This window comes from Actinoplanes sp. CA-015351, assembly GCF_050955685.1.
Classification (GTDB): domain Bacteria; phylum Actinomycetota; class Actinomycetes; order Mycobacteriales; family Micromonosporaceae; genus Actinoplanes.
This window is the reverse complement of the sequence record NZ_CP192102.1, coordinates 1,369,428-1,393,769: the sequence shown is the minus strand read 5'-3', so window position 1 is coordinate 1,393,769 and position 24,342 is coordinate 1,369,428. Positions and strand designations below refer to the sequence as shown.

The following is a 24,342-nucleotide window of genomic DNA, read 5'->3' as shown; positions in this document are numbered from 1 at the left end:
GGCAGCCGACGGCACGGGGCGGGGAACTCGAGACGACGGCGGCTCGCCTGCACTTTTCATCCGCACGATCCGTCGTGCCGCGACCCCGGCGTCACGTCTCCTTCACCAGGAACGGAGTTCTCACATATGTCCAACTCCAGCAAGCGGATGCGCGCGCTGATGGCTACGGGTGCCTTCGGGACGGCCATGGCCCTCGTGCTCGCCGGCTGCGGCGCCCGGGCCGGCGACGACACGGCCGGCGCCGGGTCGTCCCCGGCAGCCAGCTGCGTCGACACCTCCGGAGACACCGTCAAGCTCGGCTTCCTCAACTCCCTCACCGGCGGCATGGCGATCTCCGAGAAGACCGTCTCCAATGTGCTGCACATGGCCTCCGACGAGATCAACGCCAGCGGCGGCATCCTCGGCAAGAAGATCGAGTACGTCCAGGAGGACGGCGCCACCGACTGGCCGACCTTCGCGGAGAAGACCGAGAAGCTGCTCACCCAGGACTGCGTCGCCGCGATCTTCGGCGGCTGGACCTCATCCTCCCGCAAGGCCGTGAAGCCGGTCGTCGAGAAGCTCAACGGCCTCTTCTTCTACCCGGTGCAGTACGAGGGCCTCGAGTCGTCGCCGAACATCTACTACACCGGTGCGACCACCAACCAGCAGATCATCCCGGCGATGGACTTCCTCGCCTCCAAGGGCGTGAAGAAGCTGTTCCTCGCCGGCAGCGACTACGTCTTCCCCCGCACCGCGAACGCGATCATCAAGCTCTACGCGGCCAAGCTCGGCATCGAGATCGTCGGCGAGGAGTACGTGCCCCTCGACAAGGACGACTGGACCAGCCAGGTGGCGAAGATCGTGGCAGCCAAGCCCGACTTCATCTTCAACACCATCAACGGCTCGTCGAACGTCGGCTTCGTCAAGGCGTACTACGACGCCGGCCTCACCCCCGCGAAGACGCCGATCATCTCGGTGTCGATCGCCGAGGAAGAGGCGCCGGCCATGGGCCATGAGGTCACCGGCAACTACGCGTCCTGGAACTACTTCCAGTCGCTCAAGACCGAGACCAACCCGAAGTTCATCGAGAGCTGGAAGGCCTACCCCAACAGCAGCGGGGTCACCTCCGACCCGATGGAGGCGGCCTACATCTCGATGTACCTGTACAAGGCGCTCGTCGAGGCGGCCGGCTCGTTCGACGTCGACGCGGTGAACGCCGCGGCGAAGGCGAACAAGATCACCTTTGACGCGCCGGAGGGCACCGTCACGCTCGACGGCGAGAACCACCACATCTCCAAGCCGGGCCACATCGGCCAGATCAACACCAACAACCAGTTCGACATCGTGTGGGCCTCCGACAAGTTCATCGAGCCCGATCCCTACCTCGAGGGCTACGACTGGTTCCCGGCGGACATCCGCAAGCAGCTGGTGGACGCAGCGGGCTGACCGCCCGGCGGGGCCGCGTGTCGCCTGCGGCGCGCGGCCCCGCGCTCGGAGAGAACATCAACCCGCTACAGGGAGAGAGCACGTGGACGCACTGATCGCCCCACTGCTTAACGGCAGCGCACAGGGTGCGCTGCTCCTGCTCGCCGCGCTGGGCCTCTCGCTCACCTTCGGCCAGATGGGCGTGATCAACATGGCCCACGGCGAGTTCCTCATGATCGGCGCCTTCGCCGCTTACCTCGTCCAGCAGGTCATCGAGGCCAGCGACCTGTCGATCCCGGTCGCGCTGCCGGTCGCGTTCGTCGTCGCCGGCCTGTTCGGTCTCCTGCTGGAGGTCACCATCATTCGATGGATGTACCGCAGGCCCCTCGACACCCTGCTCGTCACGGTCGGTGTCGGCCTGATCCTGCAGCAGGCGGCACTGCAGATCTTCCCGTCCCAGGGCGTACCGGTGGAGAAGCCCAACTGGCTCGACGGGCAGCTGAACATCCTCGGCTACAACTGGCCGCTACGACAACTGTTCACCATCGTGCTCGCGGTCGTCTGCGTCGCCGCGTTGTCGGCCTGGCTCAAGTACACCGCGTTCGGCCGCCGCATCCGGGCGACCGTACACAACCGGGACCTCGCCGAGACCACGGGAATCTCCACCCGCGCCATCGACCGCCTCACCTTCTTTGTCGGATCAGGGCTGGCCGGGGTCGCCGGCGTGGCCGCGTCACTCATCGGCGGCACGAACTCCCAGATGGGCGCGCAGTACATCATCCCGGCGTTCCTCGTGGTCGCGGCCGGTGGCATCGGCCAGCTCAAGGGCACCATCATCGCCGCGTGGGCGGTGGGCGTCGCTCTCTCGTACTTCGCGTACTGGACGACCGGCAGCCTGGCGCAGGTGCTCGCCTTCATCCTCGTGATCATCTTCCTGCAGCTGCGCCCGCAGGGCCTGTTCACGGTGCGAACCAGGAGTCTGGCATGACCAAGTCGAAGTCATGGCTTTCCCTCAGCGGTATCGGGGTGTTCGCCGTCCTGCTGCTCGCGGTGGCTCCCCTCATGCTCACCGATCACTGGCTCAACAACCTCGGCAAGTACTGCTGCTGGGCCATCGCCGCGGTCGGCATCGGCCTCGCGTGGGGCCGGGGCGGGATGCTCGTGATGGGGCAGGGGGTGTTCTTCGCCCTCGGCGCGTACTCGATGGCAATGCACCTCACGCTGGAGACCGCGGGCGACCGGATCCCCGGGTTCATGGTGCTCTACGACCCGCTCGCGCCGCTCCCGATGTTCTGGGAACCGTTCCGCAGCACGACGGTCACCCTGCTGGCGATCGTCGTGCTGCCCGTGATCGTGGCCGGGGTCCTCGGCTACGCGCTGTTCAAGCGCCGGGTGAAGGGGGCGTACTTCGCGATCCTGACGCAGGCGCTCGCCGTCGCGCTGGCCGTTCTGATCAGTTCCACGATCCGCGAGACCGGCGGCGACACCGGGCTCAGCGACTTCAAGTACTTCTTCGGCTTCGTACTGAACGACCCGGCGAACAAGGCCATGGTGTACCTCATCACGGCCGCGTTGCTCATCGTGTGCCTGCTCGCGGTGTGGCAGCTCTACCGCAGCCGCTTCGGTGAACTCCTCATCGCCACCCGGGACGCGGAGGAGCGCGTGCGCTTCCTCGGTTACGACCCGGCCAACGTCAAGCTGGCCGCCTTCATCGTTTCCGCGCTGATGGCGAGCATCGGCGGCGCGATGTTCGTACCCATCGTCGGCATCATCACCCCCGCCGAGATCGGCGCCGCCGCCTCGATCCTGATGATCGCGGGTGTCGCCTTCGGCGGCCGCGCATCGCTCTTCGGCCCGGCGCTCGGCGCGATGGCGGTCGGTTGGGGACAGTCGAGCCTCGGCTCGACCTGGCCGGAGGGCTGGACCTACATCCTCGGCCTGCTGTTCATCGTCGTCGTCCTCTTCCTGCCGAACGGGCTGTCATCGCTGCCCGCCCGGATCGCCGCTGCCCGCCGGAAGCCGGACGTACAGCCCACCCCGGCGATCGTCGCCGCAGAACTCGAAGAGGTGCGGTCATGACCGACGCTTCGCTCGTCGTCACCGACCTCCGTGTCGAGTTCTCGGGATTCGTTGCGGTCGGTGGCGTCTCCTTCGACGCGCACCCCGGCGAGGTCCGGTTCCTCATCGGCCCGAACGGCGCCGGCAAGACGACCTGCATCGACGCCATCACCGGGCTGTCCAAGGGCACCGGATCGGCGAGGCTCGGCGAGAAGGAACTGCTCGGCAAGCAGGTGCACAAGATCGTCCGCCTCGGGGTCGGGCGCACGTTCCAGACCGCGAGCGTCTTCGACGAACTCACCGTGCTGCAGAACCTCGATATCGCCGCCGGGCGCCACCGTTCGCCGGTCTCGCTGCTGCGGGCCCGGCGTGGTGTCGACCCGTCGATCGAGCAGGCGCTGGAGGAGACCGGGCTTTCCGGCGAACTCGGCACGCCGGCCGGGATCCTGTCGCACGGACAGAAGCAGTGGCTGGAGATCGCGATGCTGCTCGTGCAGGACGCGAAGGTGCTGCTGCTCGACGAGCCCGTCGCCGGCATGAGCCACGACGAGCGCACCGCGACCGGCGAGCTTCTGCAGCGCATCGCGGCGAAGCGGATCGTGCTCGTGGTCGAACACGACATGGACTTCATGCGCCGCTTCGCCACCCGCGTGACAGTGCTGCACCAGGGCAAGGTGCTCTCGCAGGGCTCGGTGGCCGAGGTTCAGGCCGATCCCAAGGTGCAGGAGGTCTACCTCGGCACCGCGGGCGCCGCCACCACGGCTGCCATGTCGGTCGTGCCCGAACCGGTGGCCGGGACGAATAAGCGGACGGAGGACTGACATGCTGGAGCTCACCGACATCGAGGCCGGTTACGGGCGCACGCGGGTGCTGCACGGTGTGACGGTGCCGACCGGCAAGGTGGTGGCAGTGCTCGGCCACAACGGCGCCGGCAAGACGACCCTGCTGCGCCTCGCAATCGGCCTGATCAAGCCGTCGAAAGGCCGGGTGCTGTTCGACGGCGAGGACGTCACTTCACTCGCGCCCAACCAGCGCGTCGCTCGCGGCATGGCGTACGTGCCACAGGGTCAGCAATCGTTCGGCCAGCTCACGACACTGGAGAACCTGCAGCTCGTCGCCGACGGGCGCCGGGGCGGCAAGGCCCTCATCGACGCGCAGATGGCCCGCTTCCCCGCACTGGAGCAGTTCGCCGCCCGGAAGGCCGGCCTGCTATCCGGCGGGCAGCGCCAGCAGCTCGCGATCGCCCGCGCCCTGATCACCCAGCCGAAGCTGCTTATCCTCGACGAGCCGACCGAAGGCATCCAGCCCACGATCGTCGCCGAGATCGAGCAGACCATCATGCAACTCGCCGCGGAGGGCATCAACGTGCTGCTGGTCGAGCAGCACATCGGCTTCGCCCTCGAAGCGGCCGAACGCTACGTCGTACTCGCCTCGGGCTTCGTCACACAGACCGGGGTGGGTGGCATGGCCGCCACCTCCACCGTGCGGGCCGCCATGGCGATCTGAGCCGGCATGACCCACGCCCGCAATGCCGTCGTAACACCGGATAGGGAGGATGCGCCAACGCGAGGTGCCTTAGGGGATGCCACTGTGTCGACGGACAACGCGCGCGCGGCCGCAGAGGACAGCCTGGAGGACTACGCCTTCCGTTATGTGCCGCGCACTTTCCGGCGCTGGAGCGCGGCCTCCGTCGGCGCGACCGCCCTCGGATCCATCGCCTTCCTCGCCGACTTCTCGATCGGCGCGAGCATCGGCATCGACCACGGCACCTCCAACGCCGTGCTCGGCATCGTGTTCGCGTCGGTCATCATCGTCATCGTGGGTGTGCCCGTCGCCTACTACGCCGCGCGCTACAACCTCGACCTCGACCTCATCGCCCGCGGCTCGGGATTCGGCTACTACGGCTCCATCATCACGACGGTGATCTTCGCGGGTTTCACCTGCATCTTCTTCGCCCTGGAGGGCGCCATCATGGCGCAGGGGCTGCAGCTGGCGACGGGGATGCCGCTGTGGCTCGGCTATCTGATCTCCACCGTCGTCGTGATCCCGATCGTCATCTACGGCATGCGCGCGCTGGAACGCCTGCAGTTCTGGACCACTCCCCTGTGGCTCGCCCTCGCCCTGCTGCCGCTGCTGTGGATCGTCGTCTCCGACCCCGAGGCGGTACGCGCCTTCACGTCGTTCACCGGCGACTCCGACGGTTCGATCAGCTTCGGCGCCGTGGTCTCGAGTGCGGCGGTGTGCTTCGCCCTCACCCCTCAGCTGGCGGAGCAGATCGACTACATCCGCGCCATGCCGCCGCGCACGCCGTCGAACGTACGCTCGTGGTGGGCCTCGTTCGCGTTCGCCGGCCCGGGCTGGGTCATTTTCAGCGGCACCAAACAGGTGATCGGTGTGTTCCTCGCCGTCTACCTGCTCGTGAAGGTCGATCCCACTCTCGGGCGCCAGGCGGCCGAACCGGCCAAGCAGTTCGTCGTGATGTACCAGACCCTCCTCCCCGACTGGCTCGCGATCGTCCTCGCCCTGGTCCTCATCGTGGTCGCGCAGGTGAAGATCAACGTGACGAACGCGTACTCGGGTTCGCTCGCGTGGTCGAACGTCTTCACCCGGGTGGCGAAGCACTACCCGGGTCGCACGATCTTCGTGCTGTTCAACCTGGTGATCGCCTACGTGCTCATGATGCTTGACGTCTTCACCCTCATCTCCTTCGTGCTGAGCCTCTACGCGAACATCGTCATGGCATGGCTCGTGACGATCGCCACCGACATCGCGATCAACAAGTGGGTGCTGCGCATCTCGCCGCGTTTCCCCGAGTTCCGCCGCGGCATGCTGCACGACTGGAACCCGGTCGGGCCGGTGTCGGTGGGGCTCGCCTCGGTGCTGTCGCTGCTCGCGTTCGCCGGGGCGTTCGGCGCCGCCCTCAAGCCGTTCTCGGTGCTCATCGCGATCGGCGTCGCGTTCGTGGCCACGCCGGTTGTGGCCCTCGCCACGCGCGGGCGCTACTACCTGCGCCGCCGCTCCGACGGCATCGACTCCCCCCGGTTCGACGACAACGGCAACCCCTCGGGCGAGCGGCTCCGCTGTCATGTCACCGGGTACACCTTTGAGCGGCCGGATATGCTGGCCTCGGCTGAGCGGGGACCGCACGGCGAAGTGCAGTACGTCTCGTCGCTGGCGCTCACGCTCGACGATTCCGATCACTACGTGCTCCCGCCGGAAGTCACCGGACCCCCGTACCGGGCGGCCGCCCGACAGAGGGAGACGTGATGGAGGAGCCGGTCGACACCGCGACCGCGATTCTCGCGAGCGCGGCGGTGCTGCTGCGTGAGCGCACCTTCGACGACATCTCCTATCGTGCCCTCGCCGACGAGGTCGGCATCTCGGAGCGCACGATCTACCGCCAGTACCCGACGCGCGCGCACCTGCTCGCCGCACTCTCGAACTGGATCGAGCAGACCTGCTTCCCACTGCCGCCTTTCGTGACCGTTTCCGATTTCCGCGCCGCCGTGCACGAACGCTTCCGTGCCTTCGACGCGTTGCCCGCGTACGCGTACGTCGGTGCGCGGGCGTCCGCGATCTCGCCGACGATCAACACCGAGCCGGCCTACATCACCCGTGCGATCGAGGCGATGCTCGCCGTGGCGGCGCCGACGCTCAACCGGCGGGATCAGCGGCGGGTCGCGGCATCCCTGCGCTTCTTCTCGTCGGCGATGTTCTGGGCGCGCCTGCGCACCGGCTTCGACCTGGATGCCGGCGAGATCTGCGACGCGTTCGATCGCGCCGTCGACAACGTGCTCGCCAAGCTGCCCGACGTGACCCGGGCGGAGCAGTGACCGGGTCAAGTGCTGTCCCGGAGCTGAGCGGCACACAAGCGTCGATCCTCGCCGCCTACGCCGAACTGATCGAGGAGCTCGGCAGCGACGACGTGTCGTACCGGGTCATCGCGCGCCGGGCCGGCATCGCCGAGCGCACGGTCTTCCGCAACTACCCCACGCGCGTCGACCTGCTGCTGGCGACCGCAGCGTGGATCGAGGCGACGCTGTTCGCCCGCGAGGAGTCGCATTCGATCTTCGACATCCCTCTCGCGATCCGCGACGCGATGCAGCGGTACGACGCGCGACCGGAACTCGCGCATGTCGTCGCCGAGACGGCGATGCGCGGCGTGAGCGGCGCATCGCCGTCGCCCGACCGGGCACACCTCGAGCGGCTGCTGGATGCCGAGGTGCCCTCCCTCGACGCGGCGCAGCGCAGGGCGGTCATCGCGGCGTTGTCGCACCTCGACTCCGCCGGCACCTGGGTGACGCTCCGCCGCGAGTTCGACATGGACCGGCGCGACATCGCCGACGCCGCCGCATGGGCGGCGGAAGCGGTGCTCGACAGCATCCGCGACCGCGTCGCCTCGTAACGGGCACCAATCGCGGGGTGTTCCCGCCCCTCTGTCTACTGCCGACGGGCGGGGCTGACGTCAGTCGTCAAAGCCAGGTCACGGCCTGCCTGCACGTCACTGAGCAGCGACTCCACCCGAGCCTTCGCCAGCCCGTACGAGTCGGAGCCGAGCACCTGGTGCAGTGGCGACGCGCTGTTCGAGGCGACCGCGATGACGGCCGCCGCCACCTTGGCCGGGTCGCCGAGTTGGGTGCCCGGCATCGCGAGATGCGCCGTGGTCATCTCCCGGATCGCGCTGTATCCATCCACTGTCGACACGGGCAGACCAAGCGAGACCGGACGCAGGAAGTCGGTCCGCGTGTAGCCGGGCTCGATCAACGAAACCCTGATGCCGAACTCGGCGACCTCGGCCGCGAGCGACTCGGAGAGTCCCTCCAGTGCGAACTTGCCGGCGCAGTACAGCCCCCACCCAGGGAACGCGGTCAGGCCGAGGATCGACGACACGTTGATGACATGTCCGCGGCGGACCGACCGCATGCCGGGCAGCACGGCACGCAACACGTTCCAGACGCCGAAGACCTGCACCTCGAACATGCGCCGGACCTCGGCGCTGCTGGTCTCCTCGACCGCGCCGAGGAACCCGTAGCCGGCGTTGTTGACCACGACGTCGATCCCGCCGAAACGGTCTGCGGTCGCGGTGATCGCAGCGGTTACGGCCCGCTCGTCGGTGAGGTCGAGTTCGATCGGCAGCAGCCGCGCGCAGTCGACGTCGTCGAGGGCGTCGGTGAGGCGTTCGGAGGAGCGGGACGTGGCCGCGACATTGTGCCCCTGCGACAGCAGTTGCCGGACGAGTTCAAGGCCAAGGCCTCGGGAAGTGCCAGTGACGAACCATGTGTTGGACATGGCTCCATGCTTGATCGCCCGGACCTGGACGGACACGGTTGAGCAGGCCCAGTGCTACATAGGAACGGCATGCCCACCCAGACCGTGTATGCCGGACGGGGATGGTGCGACCATCGGGGCATGGCAGCTTCGCGTACGGATCTGGGCGACTTCCTGCGCAGGTGCCGGGCCGGCCTGACGCCGGAGGCCGTGGGACTCGACGACGGTGGCCCGGTGAAACGGCGAGTGCGCGGACTACGGCGCGAGGAGGTCGCTCAACTCGCCGGGGTCAGCGTCGACTACTACACCAGGCTGGAACAGGGCCGGCACTTGAGCCCGTCGGAGGCGGTGCTCGAAGCGCTGGCTCGCGTCTTCCGGCTCGAACCGGCGGCCCGCGCCCACCTGGCCGACCTCGCCCGTCCGGTACGGCACAGGACGGCACAGCCACCCGTGCAGCGGGTGCGGCCGGCCATGCAGCAGCTGATCGCCTCGATGAGCGAGCATCCGGCCCTGATCCTCGGCCGGCGCACCGACGTGCTCACCGCGAACAAGCTGGCCCGGGAGCTGTTCACCGACTGGACCAGGCTGCCGGCGCGGGAACGCAACTACGCGCGATGGATGTTCCTGGATCCAGCGGCGGCCGAGCTGTTCCTCGACTGGCGCACGGTAGCCGCCGAGGTGGTCGGCACGTTACGCCTCTACGCCGGGCGCCATCCCGACGACGTACGGTTGAACGAGCTGATCGGTGAGCTGACCATCAAGAGCGCCGAATTCGCCGCGTGGTGGAACGGACACCAGGTGCACGAGCGCACCCATGGCGTCAAACGGGTGGCTCACCCCGCCGTGGGCCCGATGACGCTCCGGTACGAGGCGCTGCCGCTGCCCGGCGACGCGGACCAGGTGCTGTTCATCTACCACACCGACCCGGGCAGCAGCTCGCACGACAACCTGGCGCTGCTGTCGCTGCTGGCCGCCGGGACAGCCGTACCGCAGGCCGGCCGTGTCCAACTGGACTCGCCCGCACACCGGACCGAGCCTTACCAAGAAGGCTGAGACGCAGCCGCAGTCGGAAAAGTGCAAACCGGCCGCCCACAGCGAAATCGCGGCGCACACCGTCTAAAGCAGACCGGCTGGGAACGCCACCCGACCTGGACCGACTCACCCAGCGCGCCCACCGCAACGTGGGGTCTGGGGGTCGCCCCCAGGCAGGTAAGGGTGGGCCGGACGTTGCAGGCTCGGCTTACGGGCATGCCGGTCCCGCAGCCGGGTCATCTGCTCCGCGAACTCGAAGATCTCACCCTCCCGTACCGCCAGCGCCTGAAGATCCAAAAGCAGGGTCACCGCCGCGTCGTAGTCCTTCGGACTTTTCGTCGCGATCAATTCGTCCACCTGGTCCCAAGCGCGGACTGGGTTCCGTGCCAGCTCGTCCAAGCGCTGCTCGCGGGTCCAGCACCGCTCGGGGCAGTCTCAGCATCATCCGCCGCGTGCCCCAGTTCGCCAAATAAAGATGCGCGTCGAAATACCGCTCCATCCACTTGGCCGGATCAGCCTTGAGAGCGCCCCACTGATAGTCGTGACGAAACTCGACGACGTGATCCGCCCCCGCGACGACACCGCCCGCAATTCGCACTCGGGGGCGCCACGGGCGGCCCGAACGGGTGTCAGGAGCGAGCGTACAGCCACCACGAAAGTGGTACCGTATCCGGTACAACCTTGGGAGGCATCGTGACTTCAGCGATCAGTGCTAGCGAGGCGCGCAAGTCCCTTTTCCCGCTCATCGAGCGTGTCAACGAGGATCACACCCCGATCGAGATCGTCTCCAAGCGTGGCAACGCCGTCCTGGTTAGCAAGGAGGACTGGGACTCGATCATGGAGACCAACTACCTGCTTCGATCGCCCGCCAACGCTAAGCGCCTCGTCGAGAGCGTCGAGCAGTGGCGAGCGGGCCGAGCCACCGAGCGTGATTTCGGGCCCGAGGAGTGAAGCTCAGCTGGACCGACCATGGCTGGGACGACTACCTGTACTGGCAGACTCAGGACCGCAAGACTCTCAAACGCATCAACGCGCTGATCGCCGACATCAAACGTGACCCCGACGGCCAGGGCATCGGCAAACCGGAGATCCTCCGAAACAACCTCGCAGGACTCCGGTCACGGCGCATCGACGACGAACACCGCATGGTGTACGCCGTCGAGCCCAACGAGATCACCATCATCTCCTGCCGGTACCACTACGAGTAGCGCCCGGCCCTCTCGTTCCTGATCAGCGGCGTTTGGCGAATGCTGCCAAGCGCTCGCTGAGCGGGCTCACCCGCGGGCGCGGTGGCCGATCGAAATAGCCCGGCTTGACCTCTCGCATCAGCGCCTCACCGTCCCGGCTCCAGTCGAACCGTGGCCGTTTCAGCAGCCGCCGGATGACGGTAGTCGCTTTCTCGGGATCCCGATCAGCCAACCGGCGTAGGACCATCGGCTCCAGGCTGTCGTCCTCGAGATAGGACAGTGTCTGCTCTCGCCACCGACGGCGCCGCAGCAGATCGGGGTTCGCGAACGCTTCCTCCACGAGGCCGAACTCCGCGTAGAAGCCGAGCCCGTTCCTCTCGTCGTAGATCAGCGCCACCGTCTCCGCATCGGTCAGATCCTCCGGCAACGACATCGACACCGCCGGCGGGATGTCCTTCGGGTCCGGCCCGAGAACCGCGTCACGGCAGAACGTGTAGTAGGCGTCGAGCCGCTCCTTCGCCTGTTCCCCCGGGACCACCAGCAGGTCGGTGCCGAAGAACTCGACGAACCGTGCCCGGTCAGCACGCTGGTGTTCCCATGCCAGTGCCACCTTCTCCGGGTTTCGGAACACCGCTTCCGGCGTACGCAAAGACATGTCCAACGCGAGCTCATAGGCGATGCCCCGCTCACTCCCGCGCAGGATCTGTACCGGCCCGCTCAGCATCCACTCGTCACCGACCGCGACCAGCCGGGCAATGATGAACGACCGGCGCGGCATCTGCTTGAACACGGCCGGACCCATGTTCGACCGGACGCGGTAGGTCAAGTCGTCGACCAGGCTCTCCACCACAAGCGCGGGCCCGTCCTTGCGCTGCACCTCGAACGGGCCCTGCACCACATCGCGCCAGCCGAGCACCATCGCCCGTTCGGCCTCCGGCAGGTCCGGACGGGCCTCGACGAACTGCTCCACCACCGTCCGGCCGTTCGCCAGCCGGTGCTCCAGGATGAAACAGTCCCAGAGCAGCATCCACCGCTGCTCGTCGGCGTCTTCCAAACCGCTGCCGTACTGGGCCAGAAAACTCGACGCAGCCCGGTCGTAGCGGGGCTGCTGAGAGAACGCCACCAGCTCGCCCTTGAGGTCACCAGCCCGTCGCAGCAGCGCGGCATCAGACATCGACACGCCATCAACCTATGACCTGCCGGAGTCAGATCCTTACGGGGTGCCTCGTTCGGGTGATCAGTCGGTCAGATATCGAGCGAGGCGTTCGGCGTTGAGGCCCCGCATCGCGTCCTCGACGGCTTCCGTGTCGGAGAGATCGATGCCACGGGCCGTCAACTCGGCGGCGATCTGCTTGGCCGGACCCCACGCAGCCGTGTCGTCGAACGCCGCCTCGAATGCCGAAAGAGACGTGTCGACCGCCTCGATCACCGGACCGATCCACACCGGGTCCACCGCCCGGCGTTCCAGGGCGTACCGGATCCAACGCCGCAACACCTCCGGAAGCGCGACACGCTGCTCGGCGTCCAGCGCCGCCTTGCGCGGCAGCCAGTCGGCCAGGAACAAGCCCACCTGCTCCGGACTCCAGCACAACGGGCCGCTGGTCATGTAGCCGTCGCCGTAATCCAGGAACAGGTCCGCCAGCGACCTGGCGACCGTGTCGCCGACCGGCGCGAACCCGTCCAGCAGCCGTTGCCGTTCTTCCTCGCCCATCCGCTGCCAGTCACGGAAGTCCGGCAGGTACGGCAGACATCGCGACCAGGCCATCGCACGCAAATCGACGAAGTCCTCGTCATCATGACGGGGCCAGGTCATGTCCGTGGTCCGCAACGCGTCGGCCAGTTCCGCCAGCGCGACCTCGACCGGGCACTCGACGGCCGGCATCGGCACCTCGCCGGGCTCCCGCAGCCGATCCCAGGTCTCCGCAGCCCCTGGCTGCAACACCGCCAGTTTGTTCACCAGCACACCCCCGGCCGGGGAGATCTGAGCCATCAACGTGTGCGGCGCCTGCCCAGCGAACTCGACCAATAGCACATGTTCGCTGTCCCAGACATCCACCGCCTGCCACGCCCGCACCGAGCCACCCACTGGCCCACCGCAACGTGGGGTCCGGGGGTCGCCCCCAGGGAGATACGAGTGGGGCGGGCGGGACTCGAACCCGCGACCGAGGGATTATGAGTCCCCTGCTCTAACCCACTGAGCTACCGCCCCGTACCGGCGGCGATCCTATCTCGTGCCCTGCTCCCTCAGCTAGGCGATCTATCACTGCACCAGGGATTTCGGCAGGAGGACGATCTGCCTGGCCGGGTCCACCACCATCTCCGGCGGTTGCAGATCCTCTATCCGCGGTAACTCATCGTCGCCCACGCTTGGCTCTCCCGGGCCATCCTGCGTGGTGAATTCTGCGTAATTCTCCGGGTTGAAATCGCTCATGATGGGTCACACCCCTACGTGGGCGCCGAGTGCGGACAGTACCGCTCCGGCGGTGCGCCAGCCGCCGGCGAGCGCGCCCTGGATGGACGGGCTGTCGCGATGATCACCCGCTACGAACAGGCCGTCGCCGAGGGCGACCGGCTTTCGGAGGCGGGATTGCGGCACGCGGGCCGCGGGGAGGGCGTACGGCATGCTGATCACTTCGAGCAGCTGCCAGTCGTCGGTGGGCACCCCGTAGATGCGGGACAGCTCGACCCGGATCACGGTTTCCGAGGCGCTGGACGGCGCCGAGACGCCGACCACGGTGGCCGCGATGAGGCTCATGCCGCCCGGTGCGTATTCGGGCGCGGCGTTGCTCATCACGACGGTGTTGGCGATGATCTCGCGCCGGTCACCGTCGAGCACCAGGATCGGCTCGTCGATGGGTGCGTGCGGCGCGCCGAAGTAGAAGGTCGTGAGCCCGTGCACGTCGGGTCGCGAAATGCGGCCGCTGAGCAGCTCGGAGGCGTGCAGCGGGTCGGTCGCGACGATGATGGCCCGGCAGTGGATCTCGCCGGCCTCGGTGACCACCATGCCCCGGCCCAGCGACAGGGTGCGCGCGCCGATCAGCAGCTGCGGAAACGGCAGCGGCCCGGCGATCGCGGCGGGCAGCGCGGCCATCCCCGCCGAGGGCACGCCGATCCGGCCGCGGGTGAAGGAACGCAGCGTCATCGCGGCAACATGGCTGGAGGTGTCGAGGCTGCGGTCGCCGAAGACGCCGGAGAAGAACGGGCGCAGCACCTCCTCGATCATCCGGTGCGAGAGGCCGGCGTTGCGCAGCATCTCCTGGGTGGTGATCTCCGGCATGTCGAGCAGTTTCGCGGCGGGCAGTGTCGCGCACCGGGTCGCGAGCGCGGCGAACTTCAGCCGGTCGGCGAGGCTGCCAACGCCGGAGAGCAGGGTCTTCGTAGTGGTGAGGGGTTCGCGCAGCGGATTTTCCAGGCGGTGCAGCGAGCTGCCGCGGCGCACCAGCACACCGGACGTGAAGTACCGCATGTCCAGCGCGTCCACGTCGACGAGCGCGGGCAGCAGCGGATAGGCCGTGTTGATCGTCTGGAAGCCGCGGTCCAGGTGCCAGCCGTCGATGACGTCGGTGGCCACGCGACCGCCGATCCGGTCGCTCGCCTCGACGAGCAGCCATTCGACCCCGGCGCGATCAAGCCTGCGGGCAGCCGCCAGCCCGGCGAGCCCGCCGCCAACGATGACGACGTCCACCTCAACCGGCTGCGACATAACCACCTCACATGCTGCATTCAACGCGGAACTCAGCGTAACCGGGCAGACGTGCCCGAGGAGGCGAAAGGCCAGGCAAGGCAAGACCATCAAGATCAAAAGCCGGCTTGGGTACGCGCAAAGCACACCCCAGTCGGATAGCCGTCACCACACAGGGCGGGGCCCGGGGTTATACAGGGAGGCAGACAACAGAAAACCCCAGGCAGGTGAACCGCCTGGGGTGGTGTGTGGCTCCCCGAATTGGACTCGAACCAATAACCTGCCGGTTAACAGCCGGCTGCTCTGCCAATTGAGCTATCGGGGATCGTTCTGTTCTGTGCCGCCGGGTTTCCCTGGCAACGGAGAACAGACTACATGACCATCCCGGGTCCTCAGCAACAGGGATACCCACCCCGACAGGGCGACATCCGGGAAACCTGCTGAACGGGAGTATCGCGCCGACAGGATGGGTATGCACCACTCGTAAGACGCACGCGCGTCATCGAACGGAAGGAGCCGCCACCATGCGCGGAAAGCTGATGTTCCTCACGGGTCTCGCGGCGGGCTTCGTCCTGGGCACCCGTGCCGGCCGGGAGAAGTACGAAGAGATCCGGGCCAACGCTCAGAAGATCTGGGAGAACCCCACGGTGCAGGAGGCGGCCGGCGTCGCACAGGCGCAGGCCAACAAGCTGTACACCGAGGGCAAGGACAAGATCCAGTCGTCCAAGCTCGGAGAGAAGCTGAGCACCACTGGCACGACGTCCAGCACCACGAGCACGACCGACGAGCTGCTGGCCCCCAGCGACTCGCTCGCCGGATCGAAGGGCACCAGCACCGGTACCACGTACTGAGGTACCGCTAGCCGGTCAAACGTCGCCCGGGCCGCCCCGCACTGTCGCGGGGCGGCCCGGCGGCATTTCCGAGCAGCGAACCTCAGCGGGACGAGAAGGCCGCGTCGAAAGCGGCCGACGGCGCCTCGAACGCCAGCCCTCGCACGAACTTGAGCGCCTCGGGCGCCCCGACCAGACGGTCCATCCCGGCGTCCTCCCACTCGATGGAGAGCGGCCCCGCGTACCCGATGCTGTTCAGCGCCCGGAAGCAGTCCTCCCAGGGGACGTCGCCGTGCCCGGTGGAGACGAAGTCCCACCCGCGCCGCAGATCCGCCCAGGGCAGGTGCGAAGCGAGCCGCCCGCGCCGCCCGTCGCCGGTGCGCACCTTCGCGTCCTTGCAGTCGACGTGGTAGATCCGGTCCTTGAACTCCAGGATGAACCCGACCGGGTCGAGGTCCTGCCAGACGAAGTGCGACGGATCCCAGTTGAGCCCGAACGCCGGCCGGTTGCCGATCGCATCGAGCGCCCGCCGGGTGGTCCAGTAGTCGTACGCGATCTCGCTGGGGTGCACCTCGTGCGCGAACCGGACGCCCACCTCGTCGAAGACGTCGAGGATCGGGTTCCAGCGGTCGGCGAAGTCGGCGTACCCACGGTCGATCATCGAGGCGGGCACCGGCGGAAACATCGCGACGGTGTGCCAGATCGACGATCCGGTGAAGCCGACGACCGTACGCACACCGAAGCGTGCCGCGGCGCGCGCGGTGTCCTTCATCCGTTCCGCCGCCCGCTGCCGGACGCCTTCGGCCTCGCCGTCGCCCCAGATCGAGGCGGGCAGGATGTCCTGATGCCGCTCGTCGATCGGATGGTCGCAGACGGCCTGACCGACCAGGTGGTTGGAGATCGCGAAGCACTTCAGGTTGTGTTTGGCGAGCTGCTCGTGCTTGCGATCGAGGTAACCGTCCTCGTTGAGCGCCCGGTCCACCTCGAAGTGGTCGCCCCAGCAGGCGATCTCCAGACCGTCGTATCCCCACTCCGACGCGAGCCGGCACACCTCCTCGAACGGCAGGTCAGCCCACTGGCCGGTGAAGAGTGTGATGGGTCGTGCCATGGTCCCTCCTCGTGGCTGGTGATGTGGCCACGAGACGTGGCCGCGTTACCGGCCGGCGAGGGAGACCGGCCCACGAGGGCGCGCAACGACTGAACGGCGTATCGATGCCGGAACGGATCTGCGCACCCATCCCGGCCCGCGCGTCGCAGCGGTGCCTCTCCCCGGACTCTACGGCGGCGGCCCTGCTCGCGAAAGACCAGAAATGGGCTCGCGAAAGACCGGGATCAGGGCGCGGTGCAGGGTTGCTGCTCCGGCACCAGGCCGATCGCGGTGAGCTCCTCCAGGACGTACGGGAGATCGGCCGCCCCCGCCGGGGTGTCGACGTCCACGTACTCGGTCCGGGCCGTGTCGGCGGCGAGCAGGTGCCGCAGGATCGGCTGCCAGCCGGAGGCCGGGTCGGTGATCCGGGCCGTTATGACGGAGAGGCCGGCGTCGGTGATGCGGTCGATGCCGGCTTCCGGGTCGGGCCAGTCGCGGATCACGGTGGCGAGGTCGAGGCAGACGCCGAGCCGGTCCTTGTCGACCCGGGTGAGCGCGGCGACAGTGGCCTCCGGGCTGTCCAGCACCTGGCCGGGACCGGGCTCGAAACCGCAGCGGACCGCGCGGCCGACCCGCCAGGCGAGGTCGGCGAGCCCGCCGGAAAGGCGGGAGATGTGCCGGGCGCCGGCTTTCTGATGGTTCTCGTCCCACTCGGTGGCCGGTCCGAGGCCGCAGGTGGCTATCGCGCCGCGGACCTCCTCGAAAGGCAGCAGGTCGACGAGGATCCGGGCCAGGGCGAGGGTGTGGCGCACCCGGGACGGCGTGCTCCAGTCCCCGGGGAGCCGGGGGTCGTCCGCGGCGTCGTCGGTGGTCGTGACGGTGTTCTCGCCGCCGCCCTCGGCGTCGGGCACTCCGCTCAGCGTGACGACCTCGAGGCCCTTGGCGTCGAGCTCGGCGCGCAGCCGGGTGCGGGCGCGGCCGTCGTCAGCGAGGGCAGCGGCGAGAGGGTACGAGAGCCGCAGGGCCACACCGAGCAGCCCGGTTCCGAAATGGGACCGCAGCTCGGCGGCCGTGGCCTCGAGCCGCTCCAGCCCATCTGCCGGCGTCTCCGCGTGGACTAGGCTGACGCCGCAGCTCAGGTGCACGATTCGGCCGGAGGGATGGCGCAGCCGCATCAATTTCCTCCCCGGACGAGGTCTCCCGTGCAGGTGCACGTGCATCCGCTCGTGCTAACGCCTCCAGTATGGACCATCCGGCGACCTGTCTCGGATCGGCCGCTGCCACGCCACCGGGTTGTCATCGTCGCCTCCATCCGTGGAATGCATGTCCTCGGATACGAGACTGCGTCACATGACGGATCACCGGCACACCGGCCGTGCGACATCCTGACCGGCCACAACATGATCTAAAACAGACCGGTAAATTTACTGACGCCAATGCCTTCGACCCGGGTGACCAGCGAGTAGCTTTTGTTGTCACGCACCGGAAGGGCATAGTCGGACAGCCACATTGTTCATATTCTGAACAAACGGACATGCAATGACCGGCTGCTCGTGCGTTCGCCGCGTGCCACGCGCCGGTGCGGATGCACAGGGGGTTCCCGTGCACCCGCACCGCCCGCCGCGGACGACCGGCGCGGGGCGCAGCCACGCCGTCCCTCGCCGCCCCCGACGGGACGTCATCGGCCCTGAGTAGCCGTTATCTCTCAGCCCTGTGCGGGCTCCAGGACGGTCTCGACCTCGGCCCAGGAGCCGCCGGCGGCAGACCGCTCGACCGCGTCCAGAACCAGCTGAACCTGCAGCGCGTCGGTGAACGACGGCGCCGGCGGCCGTCCCGCCGCGATGTCCTCGATCAGGTCACGGACCTCATGGGTGAACGAGTGCTCGTATCCGATCGAGTGGCCCGGCGGCCACCAGGCGGCCAGGTACGGGTGGTCCGGCTCGGTGACCAGGATCCGGGTGAAGCCCTGCTCGGTGCTCTCCCGGGTGCCGTCGTAGAACTCCAGCTCGTTCATCCGCTCGAAGTCGAAAGCGAGCGAGCCGAGCGCGCCGTTGAGCTCGACTCGCAACGCGTTCTTGCGGCCGGTGGCGAACCGCGTCGCCTCGTACGTGGCGACCGCTCCCCCGTCCAGCCGGGCCAGGAAGAGCGCGGCGTCGTCGACAGTCACGTCGCCGAACAGGGTCCCGTTGGCCGATGCCGCCAGCCCCGACGACTCCGACGGCAGCGGGCGGGACCGGATGAACGTCTCGGTCAGCGCCGACACCGCGCTGATCGACTGGCCGGTGACGAACTGGGTGAGGTCGACGATGTGCGCGCCGATGTCACCGAGTGCCCCGGAACCGGCGATCTCCTTGCGCAACCGCCAGACCAGGGGGAACTCCGGATCGACGATCCAGTCCTGGAGGTATTGCGCCCGGACGTGCCGGATCGCACCGATCCGTCCGGACGCCACCAGGTCTCGCATCAACGCGACGGCCGGGACCCTGCGGTAGTTGTAGGCGCACATCGCGCGTACCCCATGGGTCTGGGCTTGGGCCGCGGCCGCGGCCATCTCTCTTGCCTCGGCCACCGAATTGGCAAGGGGTTTTTCGCAGAGAACGTGCTTGCCGGCGGCTAGCGCCGCGAGCGCGATCTCGGCGTGGGTGTCACCCGGCGTGCAGATGTCGACCAGATCGATCTCGTCGCTCTCCACCAGGGCACGCCAGTCGGTGGTGTGGTTCTCCCAGCCCAGGCGCGTGGCGGCGCGTGCCACCTGGTCCGTGGAGCGGCCGCACACCACCGACATCCGCGCCCGCAAGGGCAGATCGAAAGCGTGGTTGACGGTTCGCCAGGCCTGCGAGTGCGCGGCCCCCATGAACGCGTAGCCGACCATGCCGACTCGCAGGTCCTGCGACATGCTGCCCCCTCTTAGAACCCGAGCTTGGCGTACTGTGCGGCGTTCTCCTTGGTGATCGTCTCGGAGGCGAGCGTGATCTCCTTCGGCACCTGGAGTTCCACCAGGTCACTCATGCCCTTGCCCTGGGCGATCAACCGCGCCAGGGAGATGGCCGAGGAGGCCATCGAGGGGCTGTAGGTGACCGTCGCCTTGAGCACGGTGTCGTCCGCCGTGATCGCGTCGATGGCGGATTTCGCGCCGGCGCCGCCGACCATGAGGAACTCGCTGCGGTTCGCCTGCTTGATCGCGGCGAGGACGCCGACGCCCTGGTCGTCGTCGTGGTTCCAGAGAGCGTCCATCTTGGGCAGCGCCTGGAGCAGGTCGGTCGCCGCTTTCTGGCCGCCGTCGATGGTGAAGTCGGCGGGACGGCGGTTGGCGACCTTGAAGCCGTAGACGGCGAGCGCGGTGTTGAAGCCGTCGGACCGCTCCTGGGTCAGTTCCAGCGAGTCGATGCCCGGGATCTCGCCGATGATCGGGTTGCTGACGCCCTTGGCCTTGAGCTGCTCACCGATGTACGACCCGGCGGCCAGTCCCATCCCGAAGTTGTCACCCTTGATCTGCAACCGGTACGCGTCCCGCGAGGGAAACGCCCGGTCCAGGTTGACCACCGGGATGCCGGCCCGCATGGCTTCCTCGGCGGCCGAGTTCAGCTCCTTGCCGTCGTGCGGCAGCATCACGATGATCGTCGGCTTCTCGGCGATCATCGTGGCGAGCGCCGCACGCTGGGCCGCCGCGTCCGAGCCGGCCTCGGTGACCTTCAGCTCGACGTCGGAGTACTGCTGGGCCTGTGCTTTGGCGTTGTTGGTGATCGCGGCGATCCAGCCGTGGTCGGCGGCCGGAGCGGTGAAGCCGATCGTCACCTTGTCGCCGGGCGCCGCGTTCGCGTCGCCGCTGTTCTGGTTGACCTGAGCGGGGGTACCGGACTCGTTGCTGGTGCAGGCGGTGAGCAGGGCGCCGGCGCCGACGGCAGCGCCGCCGAACAGAACGCGCCTACGGGACAATGAGGACATTATTGCTCCCGTCATCGTTTGAAGAGCTGAGTGAGCGACTGATAGCGGAACTGCTGGACCAAGACGGCGGCCACGATGATGGCGCCCTTGACCATGTTCTGAACTTCGGTGGAGAGGTTGTTGATCGCGAACAGGTTGGTGATGGTGGAGAACACCAGCACCCCGAAGAGGGCGCCGACGATGGTGCCGCGGCCGCCGCTGAGCAGCGTGCCGCCGATGATGGCCGCGGCGATCGCATCGAGCTCGTAAAGGTTCGCCATCGCGGCCTGCGCGCTGGTCGCCTGCGAGGTCAGCATGATCGCGGCGATGCCGCAGCAGAGACCGGAGAGCATGTAGAGCAGCAGGGTCTGCCGCTTCACGTTGATGCCGGCCAGCCGTGCGGCCTCCGGGTTGCCGCCGACGGCGACCGTGCGGCGGCCGAACGTCGTGCGGTTGAGCAGCACCCAGCCGGCGACGACCACCGCGGCCAGGATGATCACGAGCAGCGGGATCCCCAGAATTTTCGTGGTCGCGATGCCGTTGATCACCGAGCTCTCGGAGATCTGCGTCTGCTTGCCGGAGATCTGCGCGGCAAGACCCCGGGCCGCCACCAGCATGGCGAGCGTCGCGATGAACGGAACGAGCCTTCCGTACGCGATGAGGACCCCGTTGACCAGGCCGACACCGAGACCGACGGCGAGCGCCGTGAATATCATGCCGACAGCGCCGAAGCTCTGTGTCGCAACAGTGGTGCACCAGACCGCCGCGAGCGCGATGATCGCCCCGACCGACAGGTCGATGCCACCGCCGATGATCACGAAGGTCATCCCGACCGTCACGACACCGATCGCCGACGCCTGCTGAAGGATCGTCAGGAAGTTGTTCCGTACCCAGGTCGGGTCGCTGTACAGCTCCGGCCTGGTGATGATTCCGATGATCACCAGGATCACCAGGACGGCGACCAGGCCCAGGTTGCGAATCGTGCCCTCGTCGAGGCGGCGGCGCTCGCGGCCGGCTCGCGTGTCGGCGGGTGCCGTTTCAGTTGTCACGCCGGCTCTCCTTCCAGAAGCGACCCCGCCATCACGAGGTTGAGAACGGTGTCTTCTTCGAGCTCCCCGGCCGGGGCCTCGTGGATCAAGCGGCCTTCCCGCATCACCAGCACCCGGTCGGCCAGACCGAGCACCTCGGGAACCTCGCTGGAGACCAGCAGCACACCCACGCCGCTCGCGGCGAGGTCCCGGATCACCTGATAGAGCTCCGCCCGGGCGCCCACGTCCACGCCACGGGTGGGTTCGTCGAGCAGCAGCAACCTGGTGCCACCGAGCAGCCAGCGGCCCACCACGACCTTCTGCTGGTTGCCGCCGGAGAGTGTCCGGATCGGACGGACCACGTCGCGCGGGCGCAGCTCCAGCTGATCCGCGGTCCGGATGGCCGCCGCCCGTTCGCCACCGGTGTTGGTGAAGCCCAACCGGGCGAACTTGGCAAACGACGCGAGCGTCATGTTCTTGTAGACCGGCTCGTCCAGCAGCAGCGCCTGGCTCTTGCGCTCCTCCGGCGCCATGCCCATGCCGGCCCGGACCGCGCCGCCCACCCCGCGGATCGTCCTGCCCTCGACCGTGACGGTGCCGGAGTCCGGCCGGCGAGCGCCGAAGATGGTCTCCAGCAGCTCGGACCGGCCGGACCCGACCAGCCCGGCGACCCCCACGATCTCGCCGGGGCGGACCGTCAGGCTCACCTCGGCGAACTCGCCGGACCGGGTCAGGTTCTCCACGACCAGCAGCGGGTTCTCACCCGGGCTGCCTTCGCGGGGCGGGAAGACGTACTCGATGGAACGGCCGGTCATCCGGCCGACCAGCTCCTTGGTCGGGGTGGTTCGGGCCGGCAGGTTCGCCGCGGTGGTCCGGCCGTCCTTCAGCACTGTCACCCGGTCGCCGATCTCACGGATCTCATCGAGCCGGTGCGAGATGTAGATGACCGCGATCCCGTGCGACGTCAGCTCCCGGATGATCCGGAAGAGGTTCGCCACCTCGTCGTGGGCCAGCACCGCGCTCGGCTCATCCATCACGATCAGCCGGGCGTCGTGTGACAGCGCGCGGGCCATGCTCACCACCTGCTTGGCGGCGGCCGGCAGGCTGTGGACCATCCGGCGCGGTGAGATCTCCCCGTGCCCCAACCGGCCCAAGATCTCTTTGGTACGCGAGGCCGTGACACGTCGCCGGGTGAACCCGGCCCGGCTCGGCTCGTGCCCGAGAAAGGCGTTTTCCGCCACCGACAGGTCGTCCACCAGATCGAGCTCCTGGTAGATCGTGGCGATGCCGGCACGCATGGCGGCCTGCGGCGTGGGCGGTGCGAACGGCTCGCCCAGCCAGGTGACCTCGCCGGCGTCGGCGTGGTGCACCCCGGCCAGCACCTTGATCAATGTGGATTTGCCGGCGCCGTTCTGGCCGAGCAGGCAGTGCACCTCGCCGGCCCGGACCTCGAGCTGCACGCCGTCGAGAGCGCGTACGCCAGGGAAGACCTTGACCACGTCGGTGAGCCGGAGGACGACGGGTTTTTCCTGTTCCTGCTCCGGGACGGTCATGACGCCTGCTCGAAGAGCGCGTCGCTGGCCAGCACTGTCGCGCCGGTGACGCCGGCCCGGCTGCCCAGCTCGGAGAGGACCACCGGCAGGTTGCCGGTGGCGAGTGGCAGCGACCGGCGGTAGACCACGCTGCGGATCTCGGCGAGCAGCACGTGGCCGAGCTGCGCCAACCCGCCCCCGATGACGATCATCGACGGATTGGCGAACGAGACGAGGGTCGCGAGCACACTGCCCACCCGGCGTCCGCCGTCGCGGATCAGCCGGATGCAGGTGATGTCGCCCTCGGCGGCGCCGATCGCGACGTCCCGGGCAGTGAGCGTGGCACCGCCGGCTGTCGCGCCGCCGCCGGGTGTCCCGCCGCCGAGTGCCTCCAGGCGGGCGGCCAGGGCGGGCGACTCTCCTGATCGGGCCGCCGCCAGGGCGTCCCGCGCCAGCGCAGCGCCACCGAATAGCGCCTCAAGGCAACCTGTGTTGCCGCACGAGCAGGCCGGGCCGTTCTGCTCGACCTGGATGTGCCCGATGTCGCCGGCACAGCCGTCGACACCGCGGAAGACGCCACCGTTGAGATGGATGCCGCAGCCGACGCCCGTACCGATCTTGACGAACAGGAAGTCGTCGACGGAGTGGGCGACGCCGCCGTGCCGCTCGCCGATCGCCATGATGTTGACGTCGTTGTCGACCACGGCGGGACAGCCGTACTCCTGGGTGAGCAGCTCGCGGACCGGGTACCGATCCCAGCCCGGCATGATCGGCGGGGAGACCGGGACACCGTCGCGGAAGCTGACCGGGCCCGGCACGCCGATGCCCACCGCGTCCAGACGGTCGTAGACGCCGTCGGTCCGCGCTTTCGCCAGCAGCTCGTTGACCCGCAGCAGGATCGCTCGCGGCCCGGAGCGGATGTCAGCCGCTTCCTGGTACGCCGCGAGCGGCTCCAGCCGCCCGTTCGTCACCTCCACGTTGATCGAGGTGGCGCCCAGGTCGACGGCGGCGAACCGCAGCCGCGGATGGAGCTCGACAAGCGTCGAGCGCCGGCCGCCCCGGGAGGCCGCCATGCCGGCTTCGACGATCATCTCGGCCGCGACGAGGCGCTCCACCTCGGCCAGCAGACGGGGCCGGCTCAGCTCCAGGCGGTCACCGAGCTCGGCACGGGACACCGGGCCCTGGTCGCGGAGCAGCCGCAGTAGTCGCAGGTGAGGAGCCGCAGGCTGGTACACGTACACCTCCGTTAACAGCGTGTTACGCGGGTCACACTAGGGCGCTTCCGCCACATCGAGCCATACCTTTTTCTT

At 68.2% G+C, this 24,342-nt stretch carries 25 protein-coding genes and 2 tRNA genes; 12 read left to right on the top strand and 15 right to left on the bottom strand.

The genetic code is table 11. The features are described from left to right. The first annotated feature begins 126 nt into the window (after positions 1 to 126). From urtA to ACQP2E_RS06445, 8 genes are all read left to right on the top strand, one after another. Positions 127 to 1,425, top strand: a complete 1,299-nt coding sequence (gene urtA / locus ACQP2E_RS06480; protein ID WP_433828943.1) for an urea ABC transporter substrate-binding protein — start codon at positions 127 to 129, stop codon at positions 1,423 to 1,425. Between the two features lie 82 nt (positions 1,426 to 1,507). Beyond that, on the top strand, positions 1,508 to 2,392 hold the full coding sequence (gene urtB, locus ACQP2E_RS06475) for an urea ABC transporter permease subunit UrtB (RefSeq protein ID WP_433828942.1): 885 nt from the start codon (positions 1,508 to 1,510) through the stop codon (positions 2,390 to 2,392). After that, positions 2,389 to 3,483, top strand: coding sequence for an urea ABC transporter permease subunit UrtC (urtC, locus tag ACQP2E_RS06470; RefSeq protein WP_433828941.1), 1,095 nt, complete (start codon positions 2,389 to 2,391; stop codon positions 3,481 to 3,483). The genes urtB and urtC overlap by 4 nt, the downstream gene beginning before the upstream one ends. Further along, entirely contained in the window at positions 3,480 to 4,283 is an 804-nt protein-coding gene (urtD, locus tag ACQP2E_RS06465) for an urea ABC transporter ATP-binding protein UrtD (protein WP_433828940.1), read from the top strand. Before urtC ends, urtD begins: the two co-directional genes overlap by 4 nt. 1 nt (position 4,284) lies before the next feature. After that, complete coding sequence (locus ACQP2E_RS06460) at positions 4,285 to 4,968, top strand: ATP-binding cassette domain-containing protein (protein WP_433828939.1); 684 nt, start codon at positions 4,285 to 4,287, stop codon at positions 4,966 to 4,968. 6 nt (positions 4,969 to 4,974) lie between these two features. Next, positions 4,975 to 6,729 carry a purine-cytosine permease family protein gene (locus ACQP2E_RS06455; RefSeq protein WP_433828938.1) on the top strand — a complete coding sequence of 585 codons (1,755 nt, stop codon included), beginning with the start codon at positions 4,975 to 4,977 and terminating at the stop codon, positions 6,727 to 6,729. Then, on the top strand, positions 6,729 to 7,295 hold the full coding sequence (locus tag ACQP2E_RS06450; protein WP_433828937.1) for a TetR/AcrR family transcriptional regulator: 567 nt from the start codon (positions 6,729 to 6,731) through the stop codon (positions 7,293 to 7,295). Before ACQP2E_RS06455 ends, ACQP2E_RS06450 begins: the two co-directional genes overlap by 1 nt. Beyond that, a complete protein-coding gene (locus ACQP2E_RS06445) occupies positions 7,292 to 7,867 on the top strand; it encodes a TetR/AcrR family transcriptional regulator (protein WP_433828936.1) in 576 nt (191 codons plus the stop codon). Before ACQP2E_RS06450 ends, ACQP2E_RS06445 begins: the two co-directional genes overlap by 4 nt. 35 nt (positions 7,868 to 7,902) lie before the next feature. Here ACQP2E_RS06445 and ACQP2E_RS06440 read toward each other — a convergent pair whose 3' ends face one another. Then, a complete protein-coding gene (locus ACQP2E_RS06440; RefSeq protein ID WP_433828935.1) occupies positions 7,903 to 8,751 on the bottom strand; it encodes an SDR family NAD(P)-dependent oxidoreductase in 849 nt (282 codons plus the stop codon). Positions 8,752 to 8,871: 120 nt separating this feature from the next. Here ACQP2E_RS06440 and ACQP2E_RS06435 point away from each other — a divergent pair, with 120 nt between their 5' ends. After that, positions 8,872 to 9,783 (top strand): helix-turn-helix transcriptional regulator, encoded by a 912-nt coding sequence (locus ACQP2E_RS06435; RefSeq protein WP_433828934.1) that lies wholly within the window; start codon positions 8,872 to 8,874, stop codon positions 9,781 to 9,783. Positions 9,784 to 9,888: 105 nt separating this feature from the next. Here the strand turns inward: ACQP2E_RS06435 and ACQP2E_RS06430 are convergent, their stop codons facing one another. After that, positions 9,889 to 10,110 carry a hypothetical protein gene (locus ACQP2E_RS06430; RefSeq protein WP_433828933.1) on the bottom strand — a complete coding sequence of 74 codons (222 nt, stop codon included), beginning with the start codon at positions 10,108 to 10,110 and terminating at the stop codon, positions 9,889 to 9,891. Between the two features lie 345 nt (positions 10,111 to 10,455). On the opposite strand from ACQP2E_RS06430, the gene ACQP2E_RS06425 reads away from it, so the two are divergent. Further along, entirely contained in the window at positions 10,456 to 10,713 is a 258-nt protein-coding gene (locus tag ACQP2E_RS06425) for a type II toxin-antitoxin system Phd/YefM family antitoxin (RefSeq protein ID WP_285556111.1), read from the top strand. After that, entirely contained in the window at positions 10,710 to 10,970 is a 261-nt protein-coding gene (locus tag ACQP2E_RS06420) for a Txe/YoeB family addiction module toxin (protein ID WP_284919258.1), read from the top strand. Before ACQP2E_RS06425 ends, ACQP2E_RS06420 begins: the two co-directional genes overlap by 4 nt. 22 nt (positions 10,971 to 10,992) lie before the next feature. Here ACQP2E_RS06420 and ACQP2E_RS06415 read toward each other — a convergent pair whose 3' ends face one another. The 6 genes from ACQP2E_RS06415 to ACQP2E_RS06390 all read right to left on the bottom strand — a co-directional run bounded on the left by ACQP2E_RS06415 (position 10,993) and on the right by ACQP2E_RS06390 (position 14,956). Next, positions 10,993 to 12,129, bottom strand: coding sequence for a hypothetical protein (locus ACQP2E_RS06415; RefSeq protein WP_433828932.1), 1,137 nt, complete (start codon positions 12,127 to 12,129; stop codon positions 10,993 to 10,995). Between the two features lie 57 nt (positions 12,130 to 12,186). Beyond that, the gene (locus ACQP2E_RS06410; protein ID WP_433828931.1) at positions 12,187 to 13,023 is read right to left on the bottom strand and encodes a hypothetical protein; all 837 of its coding nucleotides are present in this window, start codon (positions 13,021 to 13,023) and stop codon (positions 12,187 to 12,189) included. Between the two features lie 61 nt (positions 13,024 to 13,084). After that, positions 13,085 to 13,158: transfer RNA gene (locus tag ACQP2E_RS06405), tRNA-Ile, on the bottom strand. A 51-nt stretch (positions 13,159 to 13,209) separates the two neighbouring features. Next, on the bottom strand, positions 13,210 to 13,380 hold the full coding sequence (locus ACQP2E_RS06400) for a hypothetical protein (protein WP_181557780.1): 171 nt from the start codon (positions 13,378 to 13,380) through the stop codon (positions 13,210 to 13,212). A 6-nt stretch (positions 13,381 to 13,386) separates the two neighbouring features. After that, complete coding sequence (locus tag ACQP2E_RS06395; protein WP_433828930.1) at positions 13,387 to 14,652, bottom strand: NAD(P)/FAD-dependent oxidoreductase; 1,266 nt, start codon at positions 14,650 to 14,652, stop codon at positions 13,387 to 13,389. Positions 14,653 to 14,880: 228 nt separating this feature from the next. Further along, positions 14,881 to 14,956: transfer RNA gene (locus ACQP2E_RS06390), tRNA-Asn, on the bottom strand. 199 nt (positions 14,957 to 15,155) lie between these two features. Between ACQP2E_RS06390 and ACQP2E_RS06385 the strand changes: the two genes are divergently transcribed. Next, positions 15,156 to 15,482, top strand: coding sequence for a hypothetical protein (locus tag ACQP2E_RS06385; RefSeq protein WP_433828929.1), 327 nt, complete (start codon positions 15,156 to 15,158; stop codon positions 15,480 to 15,482). An 82-nt stretch (positions 15,483 to 15,564) separates the two neighbouring features. Here the strand turns inward: ACQP2E_RS06385 and ACQP2E_RS06380 are convergent, their stop codons facing one another. From ACQP2E_RS06380 to ACQP2E_RS06350, 7 genes are all read right to left on the bottom strand, one after another. After that, entirely contained in the window at positions 15,565 to 16,569 is a 1,005-nt protein-coding gene (locus ACQP2E_RS06380; RefSeq protein WP_433828928.1) for a sugar phosphate isomerase/epimerase family protein, read from the bottom strand. Positions 16,570 to 16,793: 224 nt separating this feature from the next. Next, entirely contained in the window at positions 16,794 to 17,723 is a 930-nt protein-coding gene (locus tag ACQP2E_RS06375; protein ID WP_433828927.1) for a hypothetical protein, read from the bottom strand. A 530-nt stretch (positions 17,724 to 18,253) separates the two neighbouring features. Then, positions 18,254 to 19,444 (bottom strand): Gfo/Idh/MocA family protein, encoded by a 1,191-nt coding sequence (locus ACQP2E_RS06370; RefSeq protein ID WP_433828926.1) that lies wholly within the window; start codon positions 19,442 to 19,444, stop codon positions 18,254 to 18,256. Between the two features lie 11 nt (positions 19,445 to 19,455). Continuing rightward, positions 19,456 to 20,493 carry a substrate-binding domain-containing protein gene (locus tag ACQP2E_RS06365; protein ID WP_433828925.1) on the bottom strand — a complete coding sequence of 346 codons (1,038 nt, stop codon included), beginning with the start codon at positions 20,491 to 20,493 and terminating at the stop codon, positions 19,456 to 19,458. 11 nt (positions 20,494 to 20,504) lie between these two features. Further along, on the bottom strand, positions 20,505 to 21,521 hold the full coding sequence (locus tag ACQP2E_RS06360; RefSeq protein ID WP_433828924.1) for an ABC transporter permease: 1,017 nt from the start codon (positions 21,519 to 21,521) through the stop codon (positions 20,505 to 20,507). Continuing rightward, entirely contained in the window at positions 21,518 to 23,053 is a 1,536-nt protein-coding gene (locus tag ACQP2E_RS06355; RefSeq protein ID WP_433828923.1) for a sugar ABC transporter ATP-binding protein, read from the bottom strand. Before ACQP2E_RS06355 ends, ACQP2E_RS06360 begins: the two co-directional genes overlap by 4 nt. Beyond that, a complete protein-coding gene (locus ACQP2E_RS06350) occupies positions 23,050 to 24,273 on the bottom strand; it encodes an ROK family protein (RefSeq protein ID WP_433828922.1) in 1,224 nt (407 codons plus the stop codon). Before ACQP2E_RS06350 ends, ACQP2E_RS06355 begins: the two co-directional genes overlap by 4 nt. Between the last annotated feature and the right edge of the window lie 69 nt (positions 24,274 to 24,342).

What these genes read in the sequence shown, in the direction of transcription:
- ACQP2E_RS06380 (WP_433828928.1), bottom strand. Translation starts at nt 16,569, where the DNA reads ATGGCACGACCCATCACACTCTTCACCGGCCAGTGGGCTGACCTGCCG.
- ACQP2E_RS06370 (WP_433828926.1), bottom strand. Translation starts at nt 19,444, where the DNA reads ATGTCGCAGGACCTGCGAGTCGGCATGGTCGGCTACGCGTTCATGGGG.
- ACQP2E_RS06450 (WP_433828937.1), top strand. Translation starts at nt 6,729, where the DNA reads ATGGAGGAGCCGGTCGACACCGCGACCGCGATTCTCGCGAGCGCGGCG.
- ACQP2E_RS06385 (WP_433828929.1), top strand. Translation starts at nt 15,156, where the DNA reads ATGCGCGGAAAGCTGATGTTCCTCACGGGTCTCGCGGCGGGCTTCGTC.
- ACQP2E_RS06365 (WP_433828925.1), bottom strand. Translation starts at nt 20,493, where the DNA reads ATGTCCTCATTGTCCCGTAGGCGCGTTCTGTTCGGCGGCGCTGCCGTC.
- ACQP2E_RS06435 (WP_433828934.1), top strand. Translation starts at nt 8,872, where the DNA reads ATGGCAGCTTCGCGTACGGATCTGGGCGACTTCCTGCGCAGGTGCCGG.
- ACQP2E_RS06460 (WP_433828939.1), top strand. Translation starts at nt 4,285, where the DNA reads ATGCTGGAGCTCACCGACATCGAGGCCGGTTACGGGCGCACGCGGGTG.
- ACQP2E_RS06375 (WP_433828927.1), bottom strand. Translation starts at nt 17,723, where the DNA reads ATGCGGCTGCGCCATCCCTCCGGCCGAATCGTGCACCTGAGCTGCGGC.
- ACQP2E_RS06355 (WP_433828923.1), bottom strand. Translation starts at nt 23,053, where the DNA reads ATGACCGTCCCGGAGCAGGAACAGGAAAAACCCGTCGTCCTCCGGCTC.
- ACQP2E_RS06455 (WP_433828938.1), top strand. Translation starts at nt 4,975, where the DNA reads ATGACCCACGCCCGCAATGCCGTCGTAACACCGGATAGGGAGGATGCG.
- urtA (WP_433828943.1), top strand. Translation starts at nt 127, where the DNA reads ATGTCCAACTCCAGCAAGCGGATGCGCGCGCTGATGGCTACGGGTGCC.
- urtC (WP_433828941.1), top strand. Translation starts at nt 2,389, where the DNA reads ATGACCAAGTCGAAGTCATGGCTTTCCCTCAGCGGTATCGGGGTGTTC.
- ACQP2E_RS06395 (WP_433828930.1), bottom strand. Translation starts at nt 14,652, where the DNA reads ATGTCGCAGCCGGTTGAGGTGGACGTCGTCATCGTTGGCGGCGGGCTC.
- ACQP2E_RS06440 (WP_433828935.1), bottom strand. Translation starts at nt 8,751, where the DNA reads ATGTCCAACACATGGTTCGTCACTGGCACTTCCCGAGGCCTTGGCCTT.
- urtD (WP_433828940.1), top strand. Translation starts at nt 3,480, where the DNA reads ATGACCGACGCTTCGCTCGTCGTCACCGACCTCCGTGTCGAGTTCTCG.
- ACQP2E_RS06400 (WP_181557780.1), bottom strand. Translation starts at nt 13,380, where the DNA reads ATGAGCGATTTCAACCCGGAGAATTACGCAGAATTCACCACGCAGGAT.